Below are 22,556 nucleotides of genomic sequence, written 5' to 3'. Positions count from 1 at the left end.
TACGCCGGTCGGCGCCACAGCGGATTTGCCCGTCCATAATGGACTCGTCATGTTCACATGACCCTGTCTTCCCGGGGTTGCCATGGTGCCCCATGCATCCCGGCTTTTAGACCCGCCTCCCTCAGGCGGGTCTTTTTTCATGGGCGCGCCGCCCTGGCCGCGCTGTCGACGTCGCGCTGGATGTCACCCATCGAATTCGAACGTGCTACGATTTTTCGACGAGCCGGACGTTTTTCGAATTCCAGAACCCCGCGGAGACAGCTATGGATCCCTTTCTGCATGGTGGCATCGGACTGGTCCCCGGGGGCGAGTTCGTGCGCTTCAATGTCAACGTCGACGGCAAGGTCTGGACCTGCCACATCGCCCGCGCCTCGCTCAATCGTCTGGCCAACGCCGCCGATGCCACCGACGCGCAGGCAGGCGACCAGGCACTCTTCGAGCGATTCGAAGCACTCGAGGAGGAGATCGTGCAGCGCGCTGCGCGCACCATCCTGGGCGGCGCCAGCGTCGAGCCGATCGTCGTCGACGTTGCCTGAGCGCATCTCGTCCCACATATCCGCCACCCCGGCATCATTTCCGCATTCCGTCCTCATCGCCACCGGAGTCCGTCATGAGCTACGCATCGCATGAGCAGGTCTATGACTATCGCGCGGGCTATCAGATTCGCGTACACGCGTTCCAGAACGAATACGCCGGACCCTGGGACTATCGGGTGCAGGTGATCCGTCACGGCAAACCGGAAGGCCCGGAGGTGCGCTCGCCGGACGGGCATCGCGACAACCGCCAGGACGCCGAAATGGCCGGGCGCAAGGCCGGCGAGCGCATTGTCGACGAACTGCTCGGCGACGGCGAAGGCGACGCCTGATCGCCGCCACGGTCAGCCGTCGCCCGTCAGCTGCCATTCGCCATCCGCCGATAAGCGCACCCGACCGTCTTCCCGCAGCTTGTCGAGATGGGCGCGCAGCGAGCGGCGTGCAACCCCATGACGTCCCACGGGCACGTCGCGATACACCACCGGCGTGAGCGCGTCGAGCGTCGTCGCACCTAGTTGCGCAAGCGCGTCGACCGTGCGGGCCTCGCGCGCAAGCCGATGGTCGACGAGCCGTGCGATGCGCTGCGCCGGACGATCCATCACGAAGCCATGCCCCGGCGCCAGCCATGCCGGCGCCCGTGCCGCGAGCTTGGCGAGCGAGGCGAGATAGGTCGCCATGTGACCGTCCGGCGGATTGATGACGACGGTCGAGCCTTGCATGACGTGATCGCCCGTGAAGACGAGGCCCGCCCCGTCAAGCGCGTAACAGAGATGATTGGCGGCATGACCGGGCGTATGTATCGCCTGCAGGATCCGGCCATCGGGCAATGTGACGGCATCCCCGTCCGCGAGCGCGACGTCCGGATCGAATGACGTGTCCTGCCCGTCGTCATGCAGGGCGCGCATGCCGTAGGTCAGTGCACCGGTCGTCTGCTTCAGCGCTCGGGCGGCGGGTGAGTGATCGCGATGCGTGTGCGTGACGAAAATCTGCCGGATGGGGCCGGGCGCCGCCGCCAGGATCGCATCGATGTGCATGGGATCGTCGGGGCCCGGATCGATCACCGCCCATGCATTCTCCGGCCCACCGCCCACCAGATACGTGTTCGTGCCGGGGCCGGTCATCATCCCGGGATTGGCCGCGGTCACCCGCAGCACGCCAGGTATCAGTGCCGTCACGCGGCCCGGCACGATTTCGTAACTGCCGGTGGCGGTGTCCTGCGGATCGGTGAGCACCAACTCGGCCCATGCCGGATCGTCGGGCGCGACGGGCCACCGCCCGCGTTTGCCCAGCGCGAGGCGCGGCTGGATGCGTGGCACGTGGTCCAACGCCGCGGCAGCCGACATCGCTTCGTCGACCGTCTTCATGCGAGTGAGCCATTCGAGCAGTTTGCGCGTGGGCGGCAGCAATCGCAGCTGATCGGCATACGTGAGCGCGTAGGCCGGACGCATCCACCGGTGTGCAACGGTCTCGAGCGCATCGACCTCGACGTTCTGGCCCTCGGGAACCGATGCCAGGAAAAAACGCGTATCGAAACGCTTGGGCAGGTTCAGCGGCGTGACCCAATGGCTCAGATACTGCAACCGCTGCACCGCGAGATGGACGTCGAACGCGCGGCACAGCGATGCGATGTCGATCTTGCCGTCGTGCAGGGCGTCGCGTTGTGCCCGCATGGCCGCCAACCGTGCGCCGTCGATCGGCGCACCCGAGAGGTCGTCTGCAAACAGCACGCCCGTCTCCTCGAAACACTCGCGGATCGCGCCGATGAAGTAATCGAGACCGCCCTGCGGCACTTTCAGTCGCCGGCTTGCCGTGGCGTCGTCGAGCCGGGGGCAGGTGAGGTGGGCGCGCCGGTCGCCGGCATCGACGACCCCGCCGGGAAAGACGTACGCATCGGAGCTGTGATCGTTGGCGCGAACGGCGCGTCGCAGCAATAGCACCTCCATGCCGCTCGCGCGTTCGCGCAGCACCACGAGGCTGGCCGCCAGGCGAAGGCTGGACGGGGCCGAAGAAGCTTCGGGACGATCGGACATGGGGCGAGCCGCGGCGCGGCGTGCGAAGTCAGGAAGTCCGTAGTGTGCCACCGGATGCGCGCCACCGCAGGCAGCACTCTCCCGGAATGTGGCCGACAAGCGGCGCTCAAGCCGCGTCGTTGGCCGTATGCGTCGAGACGGTCGGTGCGTTGCGTACGCCGTAGTACGTCGCCGATGGGTTGCGCGCCGCCACGTCCAGGAGCCACTGCATCGTCATTTCAGGTTGCGTCACGGGCAGCATGTGTCCGCCATCCACCAGCGAGAGCCGCACACGGGGTTGGATCGACGGCATCGACTCCCCATGCACTCGGGCGTCGAGAATGCGGTCCTGACGGCCGTAGAGAATGTCGACCGGAACCGCCAGCGCGCTGTAGCGCGCGGCCAGGCCGGGCATGTCGCGCTCGGCTGCAAGCAGGTCACCGCTGCTCGCTTCGAAGTTGCCCGGCCGGAAGCCGAGCACGCCGCCGCCCCGAATGAGAAAGTCGCCGGGCGGGTCTTCCGGCGCGAAGACGTGCGCGAGCGTCGCGCGTCCCGTCAGCATGCCCATGGGAACGGCCAGCGTGTGGGCAACGCAGCGGCGCCACCAGGCGCTACGAATCGCGAGCGCCCGGAACGGCCCCGGCACGTCGTGTACCGGCTGCGTGAGCGGCGCGATCAGCGCGAGCGCACCCACGCGTTCCGGATGGTCGAGCGCCAGCGCGAGCGCAATCGCGCCGCCCAGCGAGTGGCCCACGACCAGCGGCCGGTCGAGCGAGAGTCTGTCGATCAGTTGGGCCACGACGCCGGCCTGCGTCGCGATCGCGGCGTCGTCAGGTTGCGAACGGGTCGAGTATCCGGAGCCTGGGCGGTCCACGAGGATCACCCGATGGGTGCGCGCGAGTGCGTCGAGCGGCAGATAGGCGAAGTTGCGCAATTGGCCGCACAGGCCATGAATGAACACGACGGCCGGGCCATGGCCGAAATCCACATAATGCAAACGCTCGCCGTCGATCTCCAGGAATTTGCCGTCCGGCGGAATCGCCGCTTGCGCGCGACGCGCCACGCGGCGTGTCAGGCGCATGAGCACCAGCACGACGACGGCAGTCACGAGGACGAGGCAGGCAAGAAGGTAAGCGATAAGCATGATGTGGTGGCAGCCGTAAAAGAGAGGGGAGAGCGTTCGTCAATCCGCATCGTCGGCGTGCGGCGCCGGGCTCGCTGGGGCAGTGCGCGGCGGGGCGCGCGCTATCGCGACACCGCCCCGGCTTCGCGGCACGCCGTCGGTGCATCGGACACGTTTGATGCGTCCGGCACATTCGACACGTCCGGCCCCGAAGCCTTCGGTCCGTCCCGTTCGACCGCTCGCGTGGCGCGACGTTCGAACTGCATCGCGCCGTCCTCGAGGCGCCCCCACCGCATGAGTCTCAGGTCGCGCAGATAGCTCTGATAGAACACCCAGGGCCTGCGTCCGCCTTGCTTCGGCAGTACGCCGGCGGCGCGCTGGATGTAGCCCGAGGTGAGGCCGATGGCGGGCAGTGCCGCATGCTCGCCGTCGCGCAGACGCGGCACGCACGTATCCGCGCCCAACGCGTTCATGTGATTGATGAGACGGCACACGTACTGCGCGATGAGTTCGGCCTTGAGCGTCCACGAGGCGTTGGTGTAGCCGAAGATCGACGCGAGATTTGGCACGTCGCTGTACATCATGCCCTTGTAGGCGACCGATTCGGACAGCACCACGGGTTTGCCGTCGACGAGCAGGCGCGCACCGCCCATCAGTTGCACGCGCAACCCCGTGGCCGTGACGACAATATCGGCGTCGAGCGTCTTGCCGCTCTTGAGCATGAGCCCGCGCGGCGTGAACGACGCGATCTCGTCGGTCACGATGGCGGCGCGTTCGCCGCGCAGCGCCTTGAAGATGTCTCCGTTCGGCGCGAGGCAAAGCCGCTGGTCCCACGGGTTGTAGCGCGGGGTGAGATCGCGGGCCACGTCGGCATGGCCCTGAACCTGTTGCGCCGCACGCCGGATCAACACCCGGCGAACGGCGTTCGGCCACCGTCGCGCGGCGTTGTAGAAGGCCAGCGTGACCAGCACGTTCTTCATGCGAACGATACGGTGTGCGACCCCGGCGGGCAGCCAGGCGCGAAGGCGGTCGGCCACCCCGTCGCGCTGGGGCATCGACAGGATGTAACTCGGCGAGCGCTGCAGCATGGTGACGTGCGCCGCCGTGACGGCCAGGCTGGGCAGCAGTGTGACGGCCGTGGCGCCGCTGCCGATGATCACGACGCGCTTGTCGCGATAGTCGAGCCCGGCGGGCCAGTGCTGCGGATGCACCACCCGCCCCGCGAACGTCTCCATGCCCGGCCAAGTGGGCGCATGTCCGGCGTCGTATGCGTAGTACCCGCTGCACATGAAAAGGAAGCGACAGGTGAGCGTTTGCGAATCCCTGCGGCCGTCGGCGTGTGTGCGCTCGACATCCACCGTCCAGCGCGCGATGTCCGAGTCCCAACGCGCTTCGCGCACTTTGTGGCCGTAGCGAATCACCCCGTCGAGTCCTTCGGCGTGCGCGGTGTCCTTGAGGTAGTCGAGAATCTTGCCGCCGTCGGCAATGGCCTGATGGCTCGCCCACGGCCGGAAGCTGAAGCCCAGCGTGAACATGTCGGAATCCGAGCGCACGCCCGGGTAGCGAAAGAGATCCCAGGTGCCGCCCAGCGACGCGCGGGCTTCGAGCATGGCGAAACGGGTGCCGGGGCAGCGCTCGCGCAGGTAGTGCGCGGCGGCAATGCCCGACAAGCCCGCGCCGACGACGATGACGTCGAGTGCGGTCGGCGCTGTGTCGGGCGTCTCGGAGGCGGTGCGGTGTGCCGTCATGAAAGGGGTCTCCGGCCATCGGGGGGATGGCGTTATTCTGCCGCCGTGGAGCGGGTTGTCGCGTCCGTCCCCGCGGTGGGGTGCTCGTGCGGGAGGCGCGAAGTGCGCGACATTGCGGTGCGGCGGTACAGCCACACGACGACAGCCTGATAGCCGGCGCCGAGCAGGCGCGCGAGCTTGTCGACGCGGCGGGCGTCGGCGCCCACGAGCACGCGCCGGGCGTTGCGCCGCACCCCTGCGAGGATCTGGTTGGCCGCCGCATCGGCACTCGTCACGTCGATCAGACGGTTCGCACGTCGGCGGTGCGTTTGTGCATCGAGGCCGGTAAGGGCGGCAATGCTGTCGTCGATGCGGGAGGTTTGCACGATGTTGGTGGCAACTCCCCCGGGATGCACGCATGTGCAGGACACAGGGGAGTGCATGAGGTCGAGCTCCATGCGCAGCGCCTCGGTAAATCCGCGCACCGCGAATTTGCTCGCGTTATAGGCCGACTGCGTGGGCATCGCGATGATACCGAACAGACTCGACGTGTTCACGAGATGGCCTTCGCCGGATGCCGTGAGATAGGGGAGAAACGCTTGCGTGCCGTGCACCACGCCCCAGAAGTTGATGTTCATCAGCCACTCGATGTCCTCGAGCCTGGCCGTGGCCACCGGAACGGACAATGAGACCCCGGCGTTGTTGAAGAGCAGATGAATTTTGCCGTGCGCCGCCGCACTCCGCGCAGCCCAGGCGAAGACCGCGTCGCGCTCGGCCACGTCGAGCCGTTGCGATGTCACGCGTACGCCGAAGTCCCGGCAAGCGGCGACGGTGGCCGCGAGACCGGCCTCGTCGATGTCGGACAGGGCGAGATGCGCCCCGTGACGCGCCAGTGCCAGCGCCAGCGAGCGCCCCATGCCGGAACCGGCGCCGGTAATGGCCGCGACCTTGTCCGCGAACGTCTTCATCGTGCCGTCTCCTGTCGGGGCAACCCGGTGTGCCGCTGATCCCCGCGCGGTCGCGCCCGGGAAGTATCGACCGTGGGGTCTATAATTTGGTGTTGTGTGTCACCACTTTAGTTTTCGGTCAGGGTGATGTCAAATAGCGAAATGGAACAAGGACTCGAATCGGGGGACGTTGCGCCGCGTCCGGTCAAGGCCGGAGGGCGGCGCTATGGCGGCGTGGCGCAGGCGCAGCGGGAACAGGCGCGACGCGCCGCGCTGATCGACGCGGCGACGGAAGTCTTCGGCACCGTGGGGTTTCGTCGTGCGACGGTACGTTCGGTATGTCGGCTGGCGAAGCTCAACGACCGGTACTTCTATGCGGCGTTCGAAAACATGGAGCATCTGTTGCGGGCGACGTACGCGCATCACGCGCAGGCCCTGCTCACGCACTTGCGGACGGCGGTGGCCGCGAGCGCGCCGACGCTCGATGCACGGCTCGACGCCGGTCTGCGCGCCTTCTTTGCGTTCCTGCGGCAACCGCATGCGGCCCGGGTGGTGTTGCTCGAAGTCATGGGCGTGAGTGCCGAGACCGATCTGACCTATCAACGCTACATCTTCGAATTCGCCCGGCTGATTCTCGGCATGGCGGTGGCGCCGCCGCCTTCGGACGAGGCGGCGCAGGCGCAGGCGCGCATCGTCGGCCTCGCACTCGTGGGCGCCATGACCAACGCGGGCATCGCGTGGGTGCTCATGGGCTACCAGGACAGCGAAGCCTGCATGGTGGCGGCGTGCCGCCGCGTGCTGCGCGGTGCCCTCGGCGCGTCCGAGTGATGCCGCGGCTGCCGCGTGGTGCTGGCGGCGACATCGTCTCACCGGGCGTGTCGTCGCCGCGCGCTTCGCCAATGTCCGGCTCTGCGCGAGCGCATACGAACGCACGGCCACGCATGCTCGCTACAATACGCTTTTTGCGAGCGACGCCCGCGTGCGTCGCCGCCCCGAATTTCTCACTCTTCAAAGGTCGGACATGACCACTATCGGAACCCCGTTGTCGCCGAGCGCGACGAAAGTCATGCTGTTGGGCGCTGGCGAACTTGGCCGCGAAGTGTTGATCGCGCTGCAGCGACTGGGCGTCGAGACGATTGCCGTCGATCGCTACGAAAACGCGCCGGGTCAGCAGGTCGCACATCATTCGCGCACCATTGCGATGACCGACCCGGAGCAGCTCAAGGCGTTGATCGAGGCGGAAAAGCCCGACCTGGTCGTGCCCGAGATCGAGGCGATTGCCACGCCGATGCTCGAAGCGTTCGAGGCCGACGGCGTGGTGCGCGTGATCCCGACGGCGCGCGCCGCACGCCTGACGATGGATCGCGAAGGCATCCGCCGCCTGGCCGCCGAAACGCTCGGCCTGCCGACGAGCCCGTACCAGTTCTGTGATTCGCTCGAACAGTTGCAGGCGGCCATCGATGGCGGCATCGGCTATCCGTGCATCGTCAAGCCGGTGATGAGCAGCTCCGGCAAGGGGCAGAGCAAGATCGACGGCCCCGCCGATGTCAAGGCGGCCTGGGATTACGCGATGGCCGGCGGCCGTGTGAGCCACGGCCGCATCATCGTGGAGGGCTTCATCGATTTCGACTACGAAATCACGCTGCTGACGGTGCGGGCCCGGGGCATGGACGCACAGGTCGAAACGCACTTCTGCGCGCCGATCGGCCACAAGCAGGTGAGCGGCGATTATGTCGAGAGCTGGCAGCCGCACCCGATGTCGTCCGTGGCGCTCGAGCGTGCGCGGCACATTGCACGCGAGGTCACGAACAATCTTGGCGGACAGGGCATCTTCGGTGTGGAACTGTTCGTGAAGGGCGACGAGGTGTGGTTCAGCGAAGTGAGCCCGCGTCCGCACGACACCGGCATGGTCACGATGATCACGCAATGGCAGAACGAGTTCGAGTTGCATGCGCGCGCGATTCTGGGCCTGCCCGTCGACACCACGCTCAAAACGCCGGGTGCGAGCGCCGTGATCTACGGCGGCGTGGACGCGAAGGGCATTGTGTTCGACGACGTCGAGCGCGCCCTGCAGGTGCCGCGCACGGACATTCGCCTCTTCGGCAAGCCGGAGAGCTTCGTCAAGCGCCGCATGGGCGTGGCGCTCGCGTATGACGACAATCTCGACGTGGCGCGCAGTCATGCCGTCGAGGCGGCCAGCCGGGTCAAGCCGCGGGCGGTCTGACGCTTCCGCGCGGCTGCGACGTTCGAGCGCAGGGACAAAGGGGGCGTGGTGGGCATCGGCCCACCACGCCCGCTTTGTCGTTTCACCATCGCGTTGATTCGCCACGTCGCAAGGGCTTCGTTCCGCCATTTGCCGAACAACGATGGAGTGGTGCCACGTCTCAGGGCTGCTGCAGCGTGATCATCTGCCCTCGACCGTGCGGGGTGTCGAAATCCAGTCGTGGGCCGAGCGGTTCGATGCCGGTCGGATTGATCGTGCGGTGGCTCTCGTAGTAATGCCCCTTGATGTGCTGGAAATTCACCGTCGCGGCAACGCCGCGTTGCTGATAGATGTCGCGCGTATAGGCGTACAGGTTCGGATAGTCGACGATGCGACGCACGTTGCACTTGAAGTGACCGACGTAGACGGCGTCGAAGCGAATCAGTGTGGTGAAGAGTCGGATGTCCGCTTCGGTCATGCGCTCGCCGGTGAGAAATCGGCGGGTGGCCAGACGCGCGTCGAGCATGTCGAGAGTGTCGAACAGCGGCGTGACGGCTTCCTCGTAGGCCGCCTGGGTGGTCGCAAATCCGGCCTTGTACACGCCGTTGTTGACCGTGTCGTAGATACGCGTGTTCAGCGCGTCGATCTCCTCGCGCTGGGCCAGCGGATAGTAGTCGCCGGGGATTGCGCCGAGTCCGTCGAAGGCGCTGTTGAACATGCGCAGGATCTCGGACGACTCGTTGCTCACGATGGTGCTTCGTTCGGTGTCCCAGAGCACCGGCACGGTCACGCGGCCGGTGAAGCGCCTGTCGGCGGCAAGATAGACGTCGCGCAGGAACGCGGCGTCGCCTACGGGATCGCCGGTCACGTTCGGCCCGGGCTTGAAGGTCCAGCCGTCGTCGAGCATCAGCCAGTTGACGACCGCGACAGGCACCATGTCCTGAAGGCCTTTCAGGGCACGCATGATGAGCGTGCGGTGCGCCCAGGGGCAGGCGTAACTCACGTAAAGCAGGTAGCGGCCACGCCGCGCGGCGAAGCCGCCGTCGCCGCTGGGGCCGGGAGCGCCGTCGGGCGTCACCCAATGACGGAACGTCGCGGGGCGGCGCTCGAAGCGGCCGCCGGTGGCGCGGGTGTCATACCAGTCGGTGTGCCACTCGCCGTCGATCAACAAACCCATCGCATCACCTCCTGACGGAAACGTTCAGCATACCTGCAATAACGAAAAAACCCCGCATTAGCGGGGTTTTCGGTTCGGGCAGGCGTTGACGCGTTGCCCGAGTCGCATCGACCGCTTGCGCGATCGGCAGCGAATGCGTCGCTTACAGCGGCGTGATCTGGCTGGCTTGGCGACCCTTCGGACCATCCTTCACTTCGAAGCTGACCTTCTGGTTTTCCTGCAGCGACTTGAAGCCCTTTGCCTGGATTTCCGAGAAGTGGGCGAAGAGATCTTCACCACCTTCGTCCGGCGTAATAAAACCAAAACCCTTGGCGTCGTTGAACCACTTGACGGTACCAGTTGCCATTTCTTAAATCCTTAAAGTTTTCAAATGAGCGAGCGAGAAGCTCAGCGAGCGCATGACATTAAAGCTGATCAGGTACAACCGAGGTGACGCAGAGGGCGACATTAGATGAACACAAGACTCGCCATACAACGTTCATGCACCCGTTTTTTTACGGGAAAGGCTGGAAGGTGTCAAGCAGGGAAACTTTTGGATTGTTGATCCACGCCAGTTTCCAGCCAGTTTCCCTACCGCTTTCGCTGCGATGCGACATGCGTGTTCCATTAACGGACGACCGGCCGGGTCACTTACCGATCCTCTCATATCTGTGAGGGGTAGTTATGGCATCTCCGCAAGCCATACATAGCGTAACGCCGGGACTTCGATACCAGGCGACACCGCAATCGGGTGTACCGCACCGGCGATGCCGCCGAGCCGCTCGTAGAAGCGGCGCGCTCGCACGTTTCCCGCCAGGACCCACAAATACAGCGAGGTGTGCGGATCGAGCGCAAACGCCCAGTCCCGCACGCGGTGGAAGAGGGCGCGGCCGATGCCTTGTCCCTGCCAGGCGGCCGCCACGTGAAGGTTGTCGAGCAGGATGCCGTCCGTGCCCGACAGGGCGCACACGAAGCCCGCCAACGGTCCGTTGTCGGTATCGGGACAGGCTTTCCATATACGCAACGCGGGGTCATCGGCACGCAGTAGCCGCTCGCGCCACAACGCAGCGTGTTCCTGTTGCAGCTGCATGCGCATAGGTTCAGCGGGAAGCGCATGTGCGTATGTGGCGTACCAACTGCTGGCATGCAGCGCGGCAATGTCGGCGACGTCCTGCATCGTCGCACCCAGAATGCGAGTCGTCGTCATGCCGCCGTACCTCGCATTCCTGCTTGGCGGGAAGCGCATCGATTGAGTTGAGAACCGGGGATGCAGAAAAACGAGACCCAGAAGACCGCGCCGGAAAAGGATTCCGGGCGCATGTCTTGTGGCGTAGGCGCAACGTGTGCGCCGACATGCCGGCGTGTCATGGAGGTGTCACCGCGTTATGCGGTCCGAGCGAATGGGGAGCGTGACGACGTCCGAGCGTCTGCCGTCCTGCGCCAACCACTATAGCGCGGTTACGTCATCCCGAGGCGTACTGCACGCGATGGCTGCCTCATACGGGAGCGAGCGTGAGCGTGGCGACGACCGGCGATCGCCGGTCGCGACCTGTGCGACGGTGTGGACTTTGGCGTGGCGGGCGGAGGCGGCGGCGCATGCCGGGCCGCCATATTCGCTTGTCGAGAGGGTCGTCCGACCGGCCGCGCGGCACATGACATCGATCGATGGAAATTTGGTGCGGTGCCACATTGATTGCACGCTGACTAAGTATTTTCCCTAGGAGTAAAGAAAACCGCGCCACAGCTTGATTTCGGGGCGGCAAAATTCGATCTGTCCACCCTACAAAATGATCGGCGATTGCCGTTAACGGCCTCATGGCGGCCGTTTCGACACGGCGCCATCGAGGCCTCGACCCAGGTCCGGCGGACGAAACGATCGCTGAGGCCCGCTCTTGTTCCGGCGCGTTCGTCGCAACGCCGGGCCCACAAGGTGCGAGATACCGGGCAAGCACGCTAGGCGGCCGCGAAGTGCCGCGTGTCTTTCGAGACCTTACGTGGCAACCAACCAGGCACCGATGCTCGACGCACTGCAATCGCTGCTGGCGACCGTCCAGCGCAATGAGCGCTCGCTAAAACGTTTTCAGGACATCGAGCTGGCGCTCATGGGGGCGCCCGATTTCGGCCAGTTCCTGGAAGTGGTGCTCAATCGCCTGCGCCACGATTTCGACCTCTCCGGCGTTCACCTGATGCTCGCGGAGGTCGACGACACGCTGCGCGACCTCATCGACACGGCCGAGGGTATCCGCGCGCTCGATTCGGGTCTGTGCATTGCACAGGATGCCGGTACGTTTTCCGCCGTCTGCGGCGATGGGCAGCTCTGGATCGGCGCACCGCGCGAGCGTCATGCGCCGTTGTTCGGGGCGCGCATTCCGGCAAGCGCGGTGATCATGCCGCTCGCGCGCAATGGCCGTCATCTCGGGGTGATCGCCCTGGGCAGCCGCGACGCGCGCCGCTTTACCGCCGAGATGGCGACCGATTTCATCGAGCGCTTCGGTGCCGTGGTGGCGGTGTGCCTCGAGAACATGTGGAATCGCGAGCGACTCAAGCGCATCGGCCTGACGGACCCGCTCACCGGGTTGTCGAACCGACGCTACTTCGATCAGCGTCTTCGTGAGGAGGTCGTGCGAGGCGCGCGCTATGGGGCGCCGCTCGCTTGCCTGCTGATCGATATCGACCACTTCAAGCGTGTCAATGACAGCTATGGGCATGCCACCGGCGACCGCGCCTTGCGGGCCGCAAGCGCGTGCATGCGGGCGCAATTGCGCGTGACGGATACGCTCGCGAGATATGGCGGTGAGGAGTTCGCGGCGCTGCTCGTGCAGACGGAACAGAACTGGGCGGGCACCGTGGCCGAGCGCGTGCGGCGTGCCGTCGCCCGACTCGAAGTGCCCGACGATGGCGGCACGCCGGTGCCGCTGACGATTTCCATCGGTCTGGCCAGCGTGCATCCGCGCGACATGACCGATCACGACACGTTGCCGATGCGGCTGCTCGGCGCTGCCGACGCCGCACTCTATGCCGCGAAACGCTCCGGGCGCGACCGCGTGGTCGTGGCACCCGCGGCCAGTCTGCTCTGAGTGCTCTGAGTGCTCCGAGTGCTCAGAGTGCTCTGAGGCGGCATTGATCGGGTATCTCGCTGGTACGAGGGGGACCTTCCCGGGTGGCGCAACGATCGGGCCGATAGACGTATGCGCGACTGACGCACACGTCTAGCGCAAACTGAACCACCCGATCAGCAACGACACCGTTACCACCGACAGCACTGTCGAGATGAGGATCGCCCGCGACGCGACAGCCGCTTCACGTCCATACAGCTGTGCCAGCATGAACGGCCCGGTGCCGATCGGCAATGCAGAGAGCAGCAGCGCGCTGTGCGCCCAGATCGGGGGCAGGTCGAACACGCGAAACGCAAGAAAGCCCGTCACAGCCGGTTGAAACACGAGCTTTAGCCCGACCAGGCGACCTACGGCGCGGGCGATGCGCGGCTCGCGAACCTTGACGGAACGCTGTGCGAGGAACATGCCAATGGCCACCAGTGCGCAGGGACTGGCGGCGCCGCCGAGCAGTGTGGTGAAGTGCAGCACCGGCGCCGGCAGCGTCAGGCCGAGCGCCGCAAAGGCCATGCCGACGAATGGCGAGACGACCAACGGATTGCGCGCGAGCGCGCGTGCGACGAAGCCAGCCGTGCGGCGCCAGTCGGGCGTGGCCTGTAGATCCGTCTCGATGATTGCGATGGAGATCGCGAAGAGCACCGTGGCGGTGAGCAGCATGGCCACGACCACTGCGGGAACGCTGGCGGGACCAAAGGCCACGAGACAAAGCGGCAGTCCCATGAAACCGGCATTGGGATACGCCGCGCCCATGCCTTCGATGCTCGCGTCGGTCAGGCGCCCGCGCACTGTGCGGTCGAGCAGTAGCGAGAGCGCGAACGTTGCGGCCATGCCGCCGCCGAATGCGCCCAGAAAGCCGGGATTGACCAGTTCCGCCCAGGTGATCTGCGCCATCGACTGAAACAGCACGGCAGGCAGGGCGAGATAGACGACAAACCGATTGAGCGCGTCGAGTGCCGCGTCGCCGAGCCATGCGCGACGCGCGCAGAGATAGCCGACAAGGATCAGGCCGAACACGGGCAATGCGGCGGAGATGACGGCTTGCATGATCAGCGCCCCGTCGCCAGTCGGGCGAGCCATTCGCGGCGTGCATTGCCGCCGTCGGCTTCGGTGTGCTCGCGGGCTGCCGTTTCAGCGCCTCGCGCGTCGCCTGCGATGATGCGCGCCACGATGTCGCCGTGCTCGTGCCACACGACTTCCTGCATCGGCATCGCTCCGAGCGTGGCGGCCATGGCGCGCATGATGTGCGGCCATTGCGGTGCAACGGTCTGCGCGATCAACGGATTGCCCGACGCGTCGTGCAGCGCCGTGTGAAACGCCACCTCGACGCGGACCTGTCGCGCCACCGGCGTGCCGTGCGTCATGGCCATCCCCGCGGCGATGGCGTCGTGCAATCGTCGCAACTCGGCGTCGGTCATCGCGTCCGCCGCGACTCGTGTCGCCGCCAGGCGTGCGGCCAGACCGTCAAGCGCAGTGCGCACTTCATAGAGACGGCGCAGATGATCGGCGTCGATGGGCGCGACCTCAAGGCCCTGACGCCCGCTGTCGCAAACCAGCCCGTCGCGCTTGAGCAATTGCAGTGCGTGGCTCACGGGTTGGCGCGACACGCCCAGTGAGTCGGCCAGTTCGGCCTGCCGGATGCGCTCGCCCGGCGGCAGGGTGAGGTCGGCAATGGCGTCGCGCAGACGCGCGTAGACCTGATCGATGAGGACCGGGGCATTGGTCACCGGTTCGAGCGGCGGTAGTGGCGAGTCCGGCGAGTCCGGCACGCAGGACGCCTCGGCCGACGCGCCGGAAGATGTGAGGTGGGCCATCGGATGCCGGTCGTCGCCGGTATTTGTGATATCTGGAATTCCGAATTCTACGTGAGTGCGCCGATGTGGGCGAGGCTTATTTCGGAATGACGGCGAATGAGGGAAGGGGCACGCGCCTGACCCGAGCCGAGAAATGACGCAGGTGGGACCGGACGCGGCGACACCCGGCGACGCGGTGCGGCAGTGCCTCGCCCGATGGCGAACTCAGTCGCTCGCGTCGAGTTCAGGAGGAGAGACGGTGGCGGCCCGCGCCGGCGTTTGCAGCAGCGCCTGGACGGTCGTGCGCGTGCGCTGGAGGCGGCGGGCAAGCGCCCAGGCATCGGCCTCGCGTTCGAACAGGCCGACGATGAGGTGGGGTTCCGCAGCGAACCCGTCGGAGAACAATCCGACATTCTTGGCGATCATCTCGCTCGCGCGCTCCACGGACACGGTGTACTGGCGCGGCGAGCGGTATTGGTTGATGACAACGGCAAAGGCGCGGGAGAACGCGTCGGACATGCGGGGACCTCCTTTGACGGCGAGCTGCGCGATGCCGGACGACGGGCGCCGATGTCGCGCACCCCGCGGTGCACTTCCGCTGATTGTAGGCGATGGCCGTGCGCGTGTCGGGACAAAACGATGATGCCGCGCAGAAGGCGACAGCGCATGAAAAAGCCGCCGGGCGTGTCGGCGGCACAACGGGGAGAGTGACAGCGCAACCGAAGTTGCCGAAGACGATCCTCGCGCGTGCCGACGACGGCGACGTGAGGCGCATGGGGGGCGCATGGGGGGCGCATGTGGCGCGCATGGGAGGCGGGGATACAAACGGGAAAAGGCGACCCGCCGCGCGCACCGCGCGTCGATCGCCCCATGCGACGTCCGGGAGTGGTCGGTGCGTGGTGCCGGCTATACGAGCACGGGCAACGCCTCCACCACGAGGAACGCGACGAGCGCGCCGACCACGGCACCGACGGCGCGCAAACTGTAGCGCGTGGTGCGGGTCGCGACGGGGATACCGCCGACGAGCAGCGCACCCGCCACCGCCATCGGCAGGAACAACGTCAGGTCGTAAAGATTGAAGTGGAATGCGGGCATCTTTTTGTCTCCTCACCTGAATCGCCTTTCCACTATAGGACGGTGTTGGAGGATGCCCAAGTTTGGTGCGACGCAACATGTTGCGCTGCGCGTACGGGAGGGGCGCGGCAGGCGAGCCCCCGGTCCGTGCGGGAACGTGTAGCGGGGCCGTCAGTCCTCCTGACGCACCGCGTGCATCTTGCGGCGCGCGTTCCACATGGCCATGTCCTTGCGTGTGGGTGTTCGGTCGTTCACGGAGATGCCGGACGACGTGCGTTTGTCGTTGGCAGCGACGTCGCTCGTTTCGCTGCGCGCCTGCACCATCATGACGAGCGTAAACAGCGAGGCGGCAAGCGCCAGCAGGATCAGCTTCATATGGCCCCCGGGTGAGTCTCTGGTCGATCTGGTCGGATTTATGCGTCGTCGTCCGCATCCTGACCGGTTCTCGTGGTGGAACCGTGCCGGTGCTTGTGGCGCGACGCTTCTGTAGTGCACTGCTTGACGGACAACTCTGACGCGACTGCCTGACGTGCCTGACAGGACGGGACCCGGTGCACCGGATGCCCCGGACGTGTCGCAGCGCCACGCATTGCGCGACGCATCATAGCCGGCGCATGTGACAACTTGTCGTCGCACGCTCGACCGGCCGTGTGCACCGGGTTCGCCGACGCCGTTTCACGTCCTTCTACGTATAGCGACGCGCGCGCGGAAAAGTTTAGAAATCGTGACGATTTTTTTTCGACACAGGCCGAAAGCGTCGAACGACGCGCCGGCGGCCTGCGCCCACCGCGGGCGGCGCGCGGCGTCGACGCGTCCCGGCGCGGGGGCACGCCGGCGGTGTCACGCGTCGTACGGCGAGGTAAGATAGCTGCCACCCATCGCGATGGCCGGCGGCGCGAGTGCCGCGCGCCGCCATTGCCGACTCCCTGAGGATTTCCGGATTCCGTCATGCTCGAACTCATTTCCGAACACCGCTGTTTCGGAGGCGCACAACGCTTCTATCGCCACGCTTCGTCCGTCATCGGCCTGCCGATGCGCTTCTCAGTGTTCATGCCGCCGCAGGCGCGCGATGGTCGCGAGGTGCCTGCGTTGTTCTATCTCGCGGGTCTGACCTGCACGGAAGAGACATTCATGATCAAGGGCGGCGCGCAGTGGTTGGCCGCCGAGCACGGCGTGGCGCTGATCGCTCCCGACACCAGCCCGCGGGGCGCGGGGGTGCCGGGCGAGACGGACGCGTGGGATTTCGGCGTCGGCGCGGGTTTCTATCTCGACGCCACGCAGGCGCCATGGTCGACGCACTACCGCATGTACAGCTATATCGTCGACGAACTGTACGGGCTGGTGAGCGCGTCGTTGCCGATCGATGCCGGACGTATCGGCATCTTCGGACATTCGATGGGGGGGCACGGTGCGCTCACGCTGGCGCTGCGCAACCCGGACAAATTCCGCTCGGTGTCGGCCTTCGCACCGATTGCCGCGCCGATGCATTGTCCCTGGGGCGAGAAGGCGTTCACCGGGTATCTCGGCTCGGACCGCCAGGCGTGGCGCCAGTACGATGCGAGCGAGCTGATCGCCCAGGCGGGGCGGGCGGTGTTCCCCGAGGGCATCCTCGTCGACCAGGGCCTCAACGACCAGTTCCTCGAGGCGCAACTGCATCCGGACATCTTCGAACGCGCCTGCCGCGACGCCGGTCAGCCGCTGAACCTGCGTCGCCACAATGGTTACGACCATGGCTACTACTTCATCCAGACCTTCATGGCGGACCACCTGACGCATCACGCCGGGCAACTGCGCGCGTACTGAGCGTCATTCTCCCGCCCGCGGCCGCCGGGCGCGCCATTGCGGTCGTCGAGCCGGTTGACGGTAGCCAGCCCCGGCGGGGATTGCGACCGCGCACAGGTCTAGACCGCGTGCGCGACATACCGGTTCGGCGGCGCCACGATGTCGTCCTGCGCCCGCACGATCTCCAATTCGTAGCTTCCGGCCCGATGCGTGGCGTGCAGCACGGCGTCGACTGCGGCCAGTGTGTGCTCGAAGGCGTCGCGCACCGAATCGCCCTTGAGCCATCGCGCGAGAAAAATGCCGGACGTCAGATCGCCAACGCCCACCGGGTGACGCGAGAAGGGGTAGAGCGGCCGCCGGCCGTGCCACGCCTGATCCTGCGTGACGACCAGCATTTCGAACTGGTCTGCGGGCTTGCCCGCGTATTCCAGGTGCTTCACCAGAATCATCTTCGGTCCGCGAACGAGCAGGGCGCGGCAGGCGGCAAGCGCATCGTCGAACGTTTCGATCGGATGCTGCGACAGCTTCTCCAGTTCGAGATGATTGGGCGTCATGATGTCCGCCGCCGCGGGCATGTGCTCGACCAGAAACTGCTCGATGCCCGGTTTGACCCGGCAGCCCTTTTCCGGATGTCCCATGACCGGGTCGCACAGGTAGATCGCCCCCGGATTGGCGGTCTTGACCCGCTGCACGGCCGCCAGCACGAAACCCGCCTGCTCCGGGGCGCCGAGATAGCCGGAGAGCACGGCGTCGCAGCGGCCCAGCTCGCCAATGTCGGCGATGCCGTCCACGAGATGCAGGATCTCTTCGCTCGGCAGCGCCTGTCCGGCCCATTTGCCGTATTGCGTGTGATTCGAGAATTGCACCGTGTTGATCGGCCAGACATTGATCCCTAGGCGACGCATGGGAAATACGGCGGCACTGTTGCCGGCGTGGCCGAAAACGACATGTGACTGGATGCTGAGAATGTTTTTCATGAGGTGACGGAAAAAGGACAACGCCCGCTGGCGGTGCGCTCCCGTCCGGAGACGAAATCGCGCCCGTCGCGGGCGTTGACCGTCAGGTCACCGGACGCGGCGAATGCCGCATCGCGATGCCCGACACGTTACTTCTTGGACGTGATGATGGCGTCGGCCACGTTCTTCGGGGCTTCGGCGTAGTGCTTGAACTCCATGGTGTAGGTCGCGCGCCCTTGCGTGAGCGAGCGCAGCGACGTCGAGTACCCGAACATTTCGGACAGCGGCACCTCGGCGCGCACGATCTTGCCGCCGCCCACGATGTCGTCCATGCCTTGCATGATGCCGCGTCGCCCCGAGAGGTCGCCCATCACGTTGCCCATGAACTCTTCCGGGGTTTCGACTTCGACGGCCATCATCGGTTCGAGCAGGACGGGGTCGGCACGTCGCATGGCCTCCTTGAATGCCATCGAACCTGCCATGCGGAACGCATTTTCATTGGAGTCGACGTCGTGGTACGAGCCGAACGTCAGCGTGACCTTGACGTTGACGACCGGATAGCCGGCGACCACGCCGTTGGTGAGCGTCTCGCGAATGCCCTTGTCGACCGCGGGAATGTATTCGCGCGGCACCACGCCGCCCTTGATGGCGTCGACGAATTCGTAAGGCTTCTCCTTGTCCGGCTCGAGCGTGATGACCACGTCGCCGTACTGCCCGCGTCCGCCCGACTGCTTGACGAACTTGCCCTGCACATCCTCGACTTTCCTGCGCACGGTCTCGCGATAGGCGACCTGCGGCTTGCCGACGGTCGCCTCCACGCCGAACTCGCGGCGCATGCGGTCCACCAGGATTTCGAGGTGCAGTTCGCCCATGCCGGAGATGATGGTCTGGCCGGACTCTTCATCGGTCTGCACGCGAAATGACGGGTCTTCCTGGGCCAGGCGGTTGAGCGCGAGGCCCATCTTTTCCTGGTCGCCCTTCGTCTTCGGCTCCACCGCCTGCGAAATCACCGGCTCCGGAAACTCCATCTTTTCCAGAATGATCACGTGGTTCGGGTCGCACAGCGTATCGCCGGTCGTGGCTTCCTTCAGGCCCACGGCGGCGGCGATGTCGCCCGCGCGCACTTCCTTGAGTTCCTGGCGCGTGTTCGCGTGCATTTGCAGGATGCGTCCGAGACGCTCCTTCTTGGACTTGAGCGGGTTGAGCACGGTGCCGCCCGACTCGATTACACCGGAATACACGCGGAAGAAGATCAACTGGCCGACGAACGGGTCGGTCATGATCTTGAAGGCGAGTGCGGAGAACGGTTCGTCGTCCGACGGGTGGCGCTCGATTTCCTTGTCGTCTTCATCGTGACCCGCGATGGCGGGCACGTCGACCGGCGAGGGCAGGTAATCGATCACGGCGTCGAGCATGGCCTGCACGCCCTTGTTCTTGAAGGCGGTGCCGCACAGCATCGGCACGATTTCCCCGGCGACCGTGCGCTTGCGCAGGCCCGCCCGGATCTCATCCTCCGTGAGGGTTTCGCCGCCGAGGTACTTTTCGAGCAAGGCCTCGTCGGCCTCGGCCGCGGCCTCGATCATCTTGTCGTGCCATTCCTGGGCCGTGTCCTTGAGATTGGCGGGAATGTCGACGTAGTCGAACTTCACGCCCTTGGACGCCTCGTCCCAGACGATGCCTTTCATCTTCACCAGGTCGACCACACCCTGGAAATTGTCTTCGGCGCCGATCGGAATCTGGATCGGCACGGCATTGCCGCGCAGGCGTTCGTGGATCTGCTTGTGAACGCGGAAGAAGTCGGCGCCCACGCGGTCCATCTTGTTGACGAACGCGATGCGCGGCACCTTGTACTTGTTGGCCTGGCGCCAGACGGTTTCGGATTGCGGCTGCACGCCGCCGACTGAATCGTAGACCATGCAGGCGCCGTCGAGCACACGCATGGAGCGCTCGACTTCGATGGTGAAGTCGACGTGTCCCGGCGTGTCGATGATGTTGATGCGATGTTCAGGATAGTTGCCGGCCATGCCGCGCCAGAAGCAGGTGGTGGCGGCCGACGTGATCGTGATGCCGCGCTCCTGTTCCTGTTCCATCCAGTCCATCGTGGCAGCGCCTTCGTGGACTTCGCCGAGCTTGTGATTGACGCCGGTGTAGAACAGGATCCGCTCGGTCGTCGTCGTTTTGCCAGCGTCGATGTGAGCACTGATGCCGATGTTTCGGTAGCGCTCGATGGGGGTCTTTCGGGCCACGGTACACCTCTTTTCCAGACGGTGGGGAAAAAGCATAGCAGCAGCCATCATACTCCAATGTCGCAACGCCGCGCTGAGCGCATCGTCGGCCCGAAGGCCAGCGCGGACGGGGATTTGCGGTGGATGACCGATGCGGCGTCAGCGATCAGGCCACATGGCGCCGACGCGCGAACGCGACCACGCTCGCGCGTGCCGCGTCGTCGGAAAGGCCGGCATTGGCGGCGCTGTCGCCGTCGCCCGCGCGAGCACCCCAGCTCGTCGAGATGGCATCGCCGTCGGCCAGGCGGAACACCGCGACGGCTTCGCGCAGATGGCGCGCCTGGTCTTCGAGCGACCCGGCGGCGGCGGTAGCCTGCTCGACCAGCGCGGCATTCTGCTGCGTGACCTGATCCATCTGCATGACGGCCGTGTTCACCTGTTCTATGCCGCCCGACTGCTCGGCGGACGCGGCCGAGATTTCGCCCATGATGTCGGTTACGCGCTGCACCGCCTGCACGATGTCATGCATCGTGCGGCCCGCATCGCGCACATGCGCGGAGCCGTCCTGCACCTTGCCGACCGACGTTTCGATGAGCGCCTTGATCTCCTTGGCCGCGGCGGCGCTGCGCTGGGCGAGCGTGCGGACTTCGCCCGCCACCACGGCGAAGCCGCGTCCCTGTTCGCCCGCGCGCGCCGCTTCCACGGCCGCGTTCAACGCGAGGATGTTCGTCTGGAACGCGATGCCGTCGATCACGCCGATGATGTCGTTGATCTTCGTCGAGCGCTCGGCAATGTCGTGCATCGAACTCACCGCGCGTTCGACGACGCGGCCGCCTTCGTCGGCGATCTCCGACGCATTCGTGGCGAGTTGGCTGGCCTGTCGTGCGTTGTCGGCGTTCTGGCGAACCGTTGCCGTGAGCTCTTCCATCGACGATGCCGTCTCTTCGAGCGAGGCGGCCTGCTCTTCGGTGCGCGCCGAGAGATCGGTGTTTCCCGCCAGCAACTGGCCCGAGGCCGAGGCAATGGCGGCGGTGCCGCTGCGAACGCGCCGCACGATTTGATCGAGGCTTTCATTCATGTGCTTGAGCGCGGCCATCAACTGTCCGGTCTCGTCGCGACTCGTGACTTCGATGCGGCTGGTAAGGTCGCCCTGCGCCACCCGCTGCGCGACCTGCACGGCGCGTGCGATCGGACGCGTGATGCTGCGCGTGACCGACCAGGCGGCGCCGATGCCCACGATCACGGCCGTCATCCCGATGGCGGCGAGCAGCCATTTGGCGAACGCGATGTCGGCGCTCGTTGCCGCGCCGGTGTCGTCCACGATCTTCTGCTGGAGCGCGACGAGCTCGACGGCCTCTTCCTGCATGGCGTCGAGCGCGGGCAGGGCGTCGCGCTCCGCGATCTCCAGCGCGCCCGGCTGCTGACCCGAGCGCAACTGCGAGAGCGCGGCGGCCCGGGCTTTGACGAAGGCATCGTTGTGCTGCCTGACCGCCGCGATGAGCTGCCGGCCTTGCGGCGTCGATACGTACTTGTCGAGCACCGCCTGTGCGTGGGCGATGCGCGCGAGATTGGCATCGATACGCGCATTCAGTGCATCGCGCCGGGCGGCGTCCGGCGCAGCCACGACTTCGAGCAGGCGGCGTGCGTTGCCGCGAACCATGGCGTCGATGTTGTGCGCGGCGTCGGCTTTCGCCCAGGCGCTGGTGATCAGGGCTTCGTTGGCGCGCTCGATGGCAACGAAACGCACGAGCGCGATGACCAGCATGGCGAGCAGCAAAAGCAGCAATGTGCCGAAGCCGATGGCCAGGCGGGTTCGGATTCTGAGATCGGCGATTCGCATACGGGATGACTCCTTTAGGGATGGGAAGCCGGGCAACGAGGGATGGGTTGCCGTCGGCGTTGCGAGGAGTGGTCGCCG

General features: G+C 65.9%; 21 protein-coding genes. 6 read left to right on the top strand and 15 right to left on the bottom strand.

The genetic code is table 11. The features are described 5' to 3' along the window. Positions 1 to 263 precede the first annotated feature (263 nt). Together LV28_RS38040 and LV28_RS38035 are read left to right on the top strand one after the other, a co-directional pair. Positions 264 to 536 (top strand): hypothetical protein, encoded by a 273-nt coding sequence (locus tag LV28_RS38040; protein ID WP_023874054.1) that lies wholly within the window; start codon positions 264 to 266, stop codon positions 534 to 536. Positions 537 to 610: 74 nt separating this feature from the next. Continuing rightward, the gene (locus LV28_RS38035) at positions 611 to 865 is read left to right on the top strand and encodes a hypothetical protein (protein ID WP_023596412.1); all 255 of its coding nucleotides are present in this window, start codon (positions 611 to 613) and stop codon (positions 863 to 865) included. Positions 866 to 877: 12 nt separating this feature from the next. Here the strand turns inward: LV28_RS38035 and LV28_RS38030 are convergent, their stop codons facing one another. The 4 genes from LV28_RS38030 to LV28_RS38015 all read right to left on the bottom strand — a co-directional run bounded on the left by LV28_RS38030 (position 878) and on the right by LV28_RS38015 (position 6,360). Continuing rightward, positions 878 to 2,563 (bottom strand): MBL fold metallo-hydrolase, encoded by a 1,686-nt coding sequence (locus LV28_RS38030; RefSeq protein WP_038617184.1) that lies wholly within the window; start codon positions 2,561 to 2,563, stop codon positions 878 to 880. A gap of 106 nt (positions 2,564 to 2,669) precedes the next feature. After that, on the bottom strand, positions 2,670 to 3,686 hold the full coding sequence (locus tag LV28_RS38025) for an alpha/beta fold hydrolase (RefSeq protein ID WP_048806316.1): 1,017 nt from the start codon (positions 3,684 to 3,686) through the stop codon (positions 2,670 to 2,672). A 101-nt stretch (positions 3,687 to 3,787) separates the two neighbouring features. Next, positions 3,788 to 5,413: a flavin-containing monooxygenase gene (locus LV28_RS38020; RefSeq protein WP_081326896.1), complete on the bottom strand. Its 1,626-nt coding sequence runs from the start codon at positions 5,411 to 5,413 to the stop codon at positions 3,788 to 3,790. 32 nt (positions 5,414 to 5,445) lie between these two features. Then, on the bottom strand, positions 5,446 to 6,360 hold the full coding sequence (locus LV28_RS38015; RefSeq protein WP_023874057.1) for an SDR family NAD(P)-dependent oxidoreductase: 915 nt from the start codon (positions 6,358 to 6,360) through the stop codon (positions 5,446 to 5,448). 126 nt (positions 6,361 to 6,486) lie between these two features. On the opposite strand from LV28_RS38015, the gene LV28_RS38010 reads away from it, so the two are divergent. Beyond that, positions 6,487 to 7,167 (top strand): TetR/AcrR family transcriptional regulator, encoded by a 681-nt coding sequence (locus LV28_RS38010; RefSeq protein WP_025249307.1) that lies wholly within the window; start codon positions 6,487 to 6,489, stop codon positions 7,165 to 7,167. A gap of 193 nt (positions 7,168 to 7,360) precedes the next feature. After that, the gene (gene purT / locus LV28_RS38005; RefSeq protein ID WP_023874059.1) at positions 7,361 to 8,563 is read left to right on the top strand and encodes a formate-dependent phosphoribosylglycinamide formyltransferase; all 1,203 of its coding nucleotides are present in this window, start codon (positions 7,361 to 7,363) and stop codon (positions 8,561 to 8,563) included. Between the two features lie 160 nt (positions 8,564 to 8,723). Here the strand turns inward: purT and LV28_RS38000 are convergent, their stop codons facing one another. From LV28_RS38000 to LV28_RS37990, 3 genes are all read right to left on the bottom strand, one after another. Further along, positions 8,724 to 9,719, bottom strand: a complete 996-nt coding sequence (locus LV28_RS38000) for a glutathione S-transferase family protein (RefSeq protein ID WP_038617190.1) — start codon at positions 9,717 to 9,719, stop codon at positions 8,724 to 8,726. A 142-nt stretch (positions 9,720 to 9,861) separates the two neighbouring features. Next, positions 9,862 to 10,065, bottom strand: coding sequence for a cold-shock protein (locus LV28_RS37995; protein WP_023596404.1), 204 nt, complete (start codon positions 10,063 to 10,065; stop codon positions 9,862 to 9,864). 315 nt (positions 10,066 to 10,380) lie between these two features. Continuing rightward, positions 10,381 to 10,905: a GNAT family N-acetyltransferase gene (locus tag LV28_RS37990; protein ID WP_025249306.1), complete on the bottom strand. Its 525-nt coding sequence runs from the start codon at positions 10,903 to 10,905 to the stop codon at positions 10,381 to 10,383. A 787-nt stretch (positions 10,906 to 11,692) separates the two neighbouring features. Here LV28_RS37990 and LV28_RS37985 point away from each other — a divergent pair. After that, the gene (locus tag LV28_RS37985) at positions 11,693 to 12,775 is read left to right on the top strand and encodes a GGDEF domain-containing protein (RefSeq protein WP_023596402.1); all 1,083 of its coding nucleotides are present in this window, start codon (positions 11,693 to 11,695) and stop codon (positions 12,773 to 12,775) included. 132 nt (positions 12,776 to 12,907) lie between these two features. Here LV28_RS37985 and LV28_RS37980 read toward each other — a convergent pair whose 3' ends face one another. The 5 genes from LV28_RS37980 to LV28_RS37960 all read right to left on the bottom strand — a co-directional run bounded on the left by LV28_RS37980 (position 12,908) and on the right by LV28_RS37960 (position 16,050). Continuing rightward, positions 12,908 to 13,855: an AEC family transporter gene (locus tag LV28_RS37980; RefSeq protein ID WP_023874066.1), complete on the bottom strand. Its 948-nt coding sequence runs from the start codon at positions 13,853 to 13,855 to the stop codon at positions 12,908 to 12,910. A 2-nt stretch (positions 13,856 to 13,857) separates the two neighbouring features. After that, the gene (locus tag LV28_RS37975; RefSeq protein WP_081326895.1) at positions 13,858 to 14,622 is read right to left on the bottom strand and encodes a GntR family transcriptional regulator; all 765 of its coding nucleotides are present in this window, start codon (positions 14,620 to 14,622) and stop codon (positions 13,858 to 13,860) included. 204 nt (positions 14,623 to 14,826) lie between these two features. Continuing rightward, the gene (locus LV28_RS37970; RefSeq protein ID WP_023874068.1) at positions 14,827 to 15,120 is read right to left on the bottom strand and encodes a hypothetical protein; all 294 of its coding nucleotides are present in this window, start codon (positions 15,118 to 15,120) and stop codon (positions 14,827 to 14,829) included. A gap of 387 nt (positions 15,121 to 15,507) precedes the next feature. After that, on the bottom strand, positions 15,508 to 15,696 hold the full coding sequence (locus LV28_RS37965) for a hypothetical protein (protein ID WP_023596398.1): 189 nt from the start codon (positions 15,694 to 15,696) through the stop codon (positions 15,508 to 15,510). Positions 15,697 to 15,846: 150 nt separating this feature from the next. Beyond that, entirely contained in the window at positions 15,847 to 16,050 is a 204-nt protein-coding gene (locus LV28_RS37960; protein WP_023596397.1) for a hypothetical protein, read from the bottom strand. A 573-nt stretch (positions 16,051 to 16,623) separates the two neighbouring features. Here LV28_RS37960 and fghA point away from each other — a divergent pair. Beyond that, a complete protein-coding gene (gene fghA / locus LV28_RS37955) occupies positions 16,624 to 17,478 on the top strand; it encodes an S-formylglutathione hydrolase (RefSeq protein WP_038617195.1) in 855 nt (284 codons plus the stop codon). A 98-nt stretch (positions 17,479 to 17,576) separates the two neighbouring features. Here fghA and pdxY read toward each other — a convergent pair whose 3' ends face one another. The 3 genes from pdxY to LV28_RS49530 form a co-directional block, all read right to left on the bottom strand. Next, positions 17,577 to 18,434 (bottom strand): pyridoxal kinase PdxY, encoded by an 858-nt coding sequence (pdxY, locus tag LV28_RS37950; protein WP_023596395.1) that lies wholly within the window; start codon positions 18,432 to 18,434, stop codon positions 17,577 to 17,579. A 128-nt stretch (positions 18,435 to 18,562) separates the two neighbouring features. Continuing rightward, on the bottom strand, positions 18,563 to 20,659 hold the full coding sequence (gene fusA, locus LV28_RS37945; protein WP_023596394.1) for an elongation factor G: 2,097 nt from the start codon (positions 20,657 to 20,659) through the stop codon (positions 18,563 to 18,565). A 145-nt stretch (positions 20,660 to 20,804) separates the two neighbouring features. Then, positions 20,805 to 22,478: a methyl-accepting chemotaxis protein gene (locus tag LV28_RS49530; RefSeq protein WP_038617199.1), complete on the bottom strand. Its 1,674-nt coding sequence runs from the start codon at positions 22,476 to 22,478 to the stop codon at positions 20,805 to 20,807. Positions 22,479 to 22,556: the final 78 nt, after the last annotated feature.

Origin of the sequence: Pandoraea pnomenusa, assembly GCF_000767615.3 — a bacterium.
GTDB classification, from domain to species: Bacteria; Pseudomonadota; Gammaproteobacteria; order Burkholderiales; family Burkholderiaceae; genus Pandoraea; species Pandoraea pnomenusa.
This window is presented reverse-complemented; position numbering and strand designations above follow the sequence as displayed.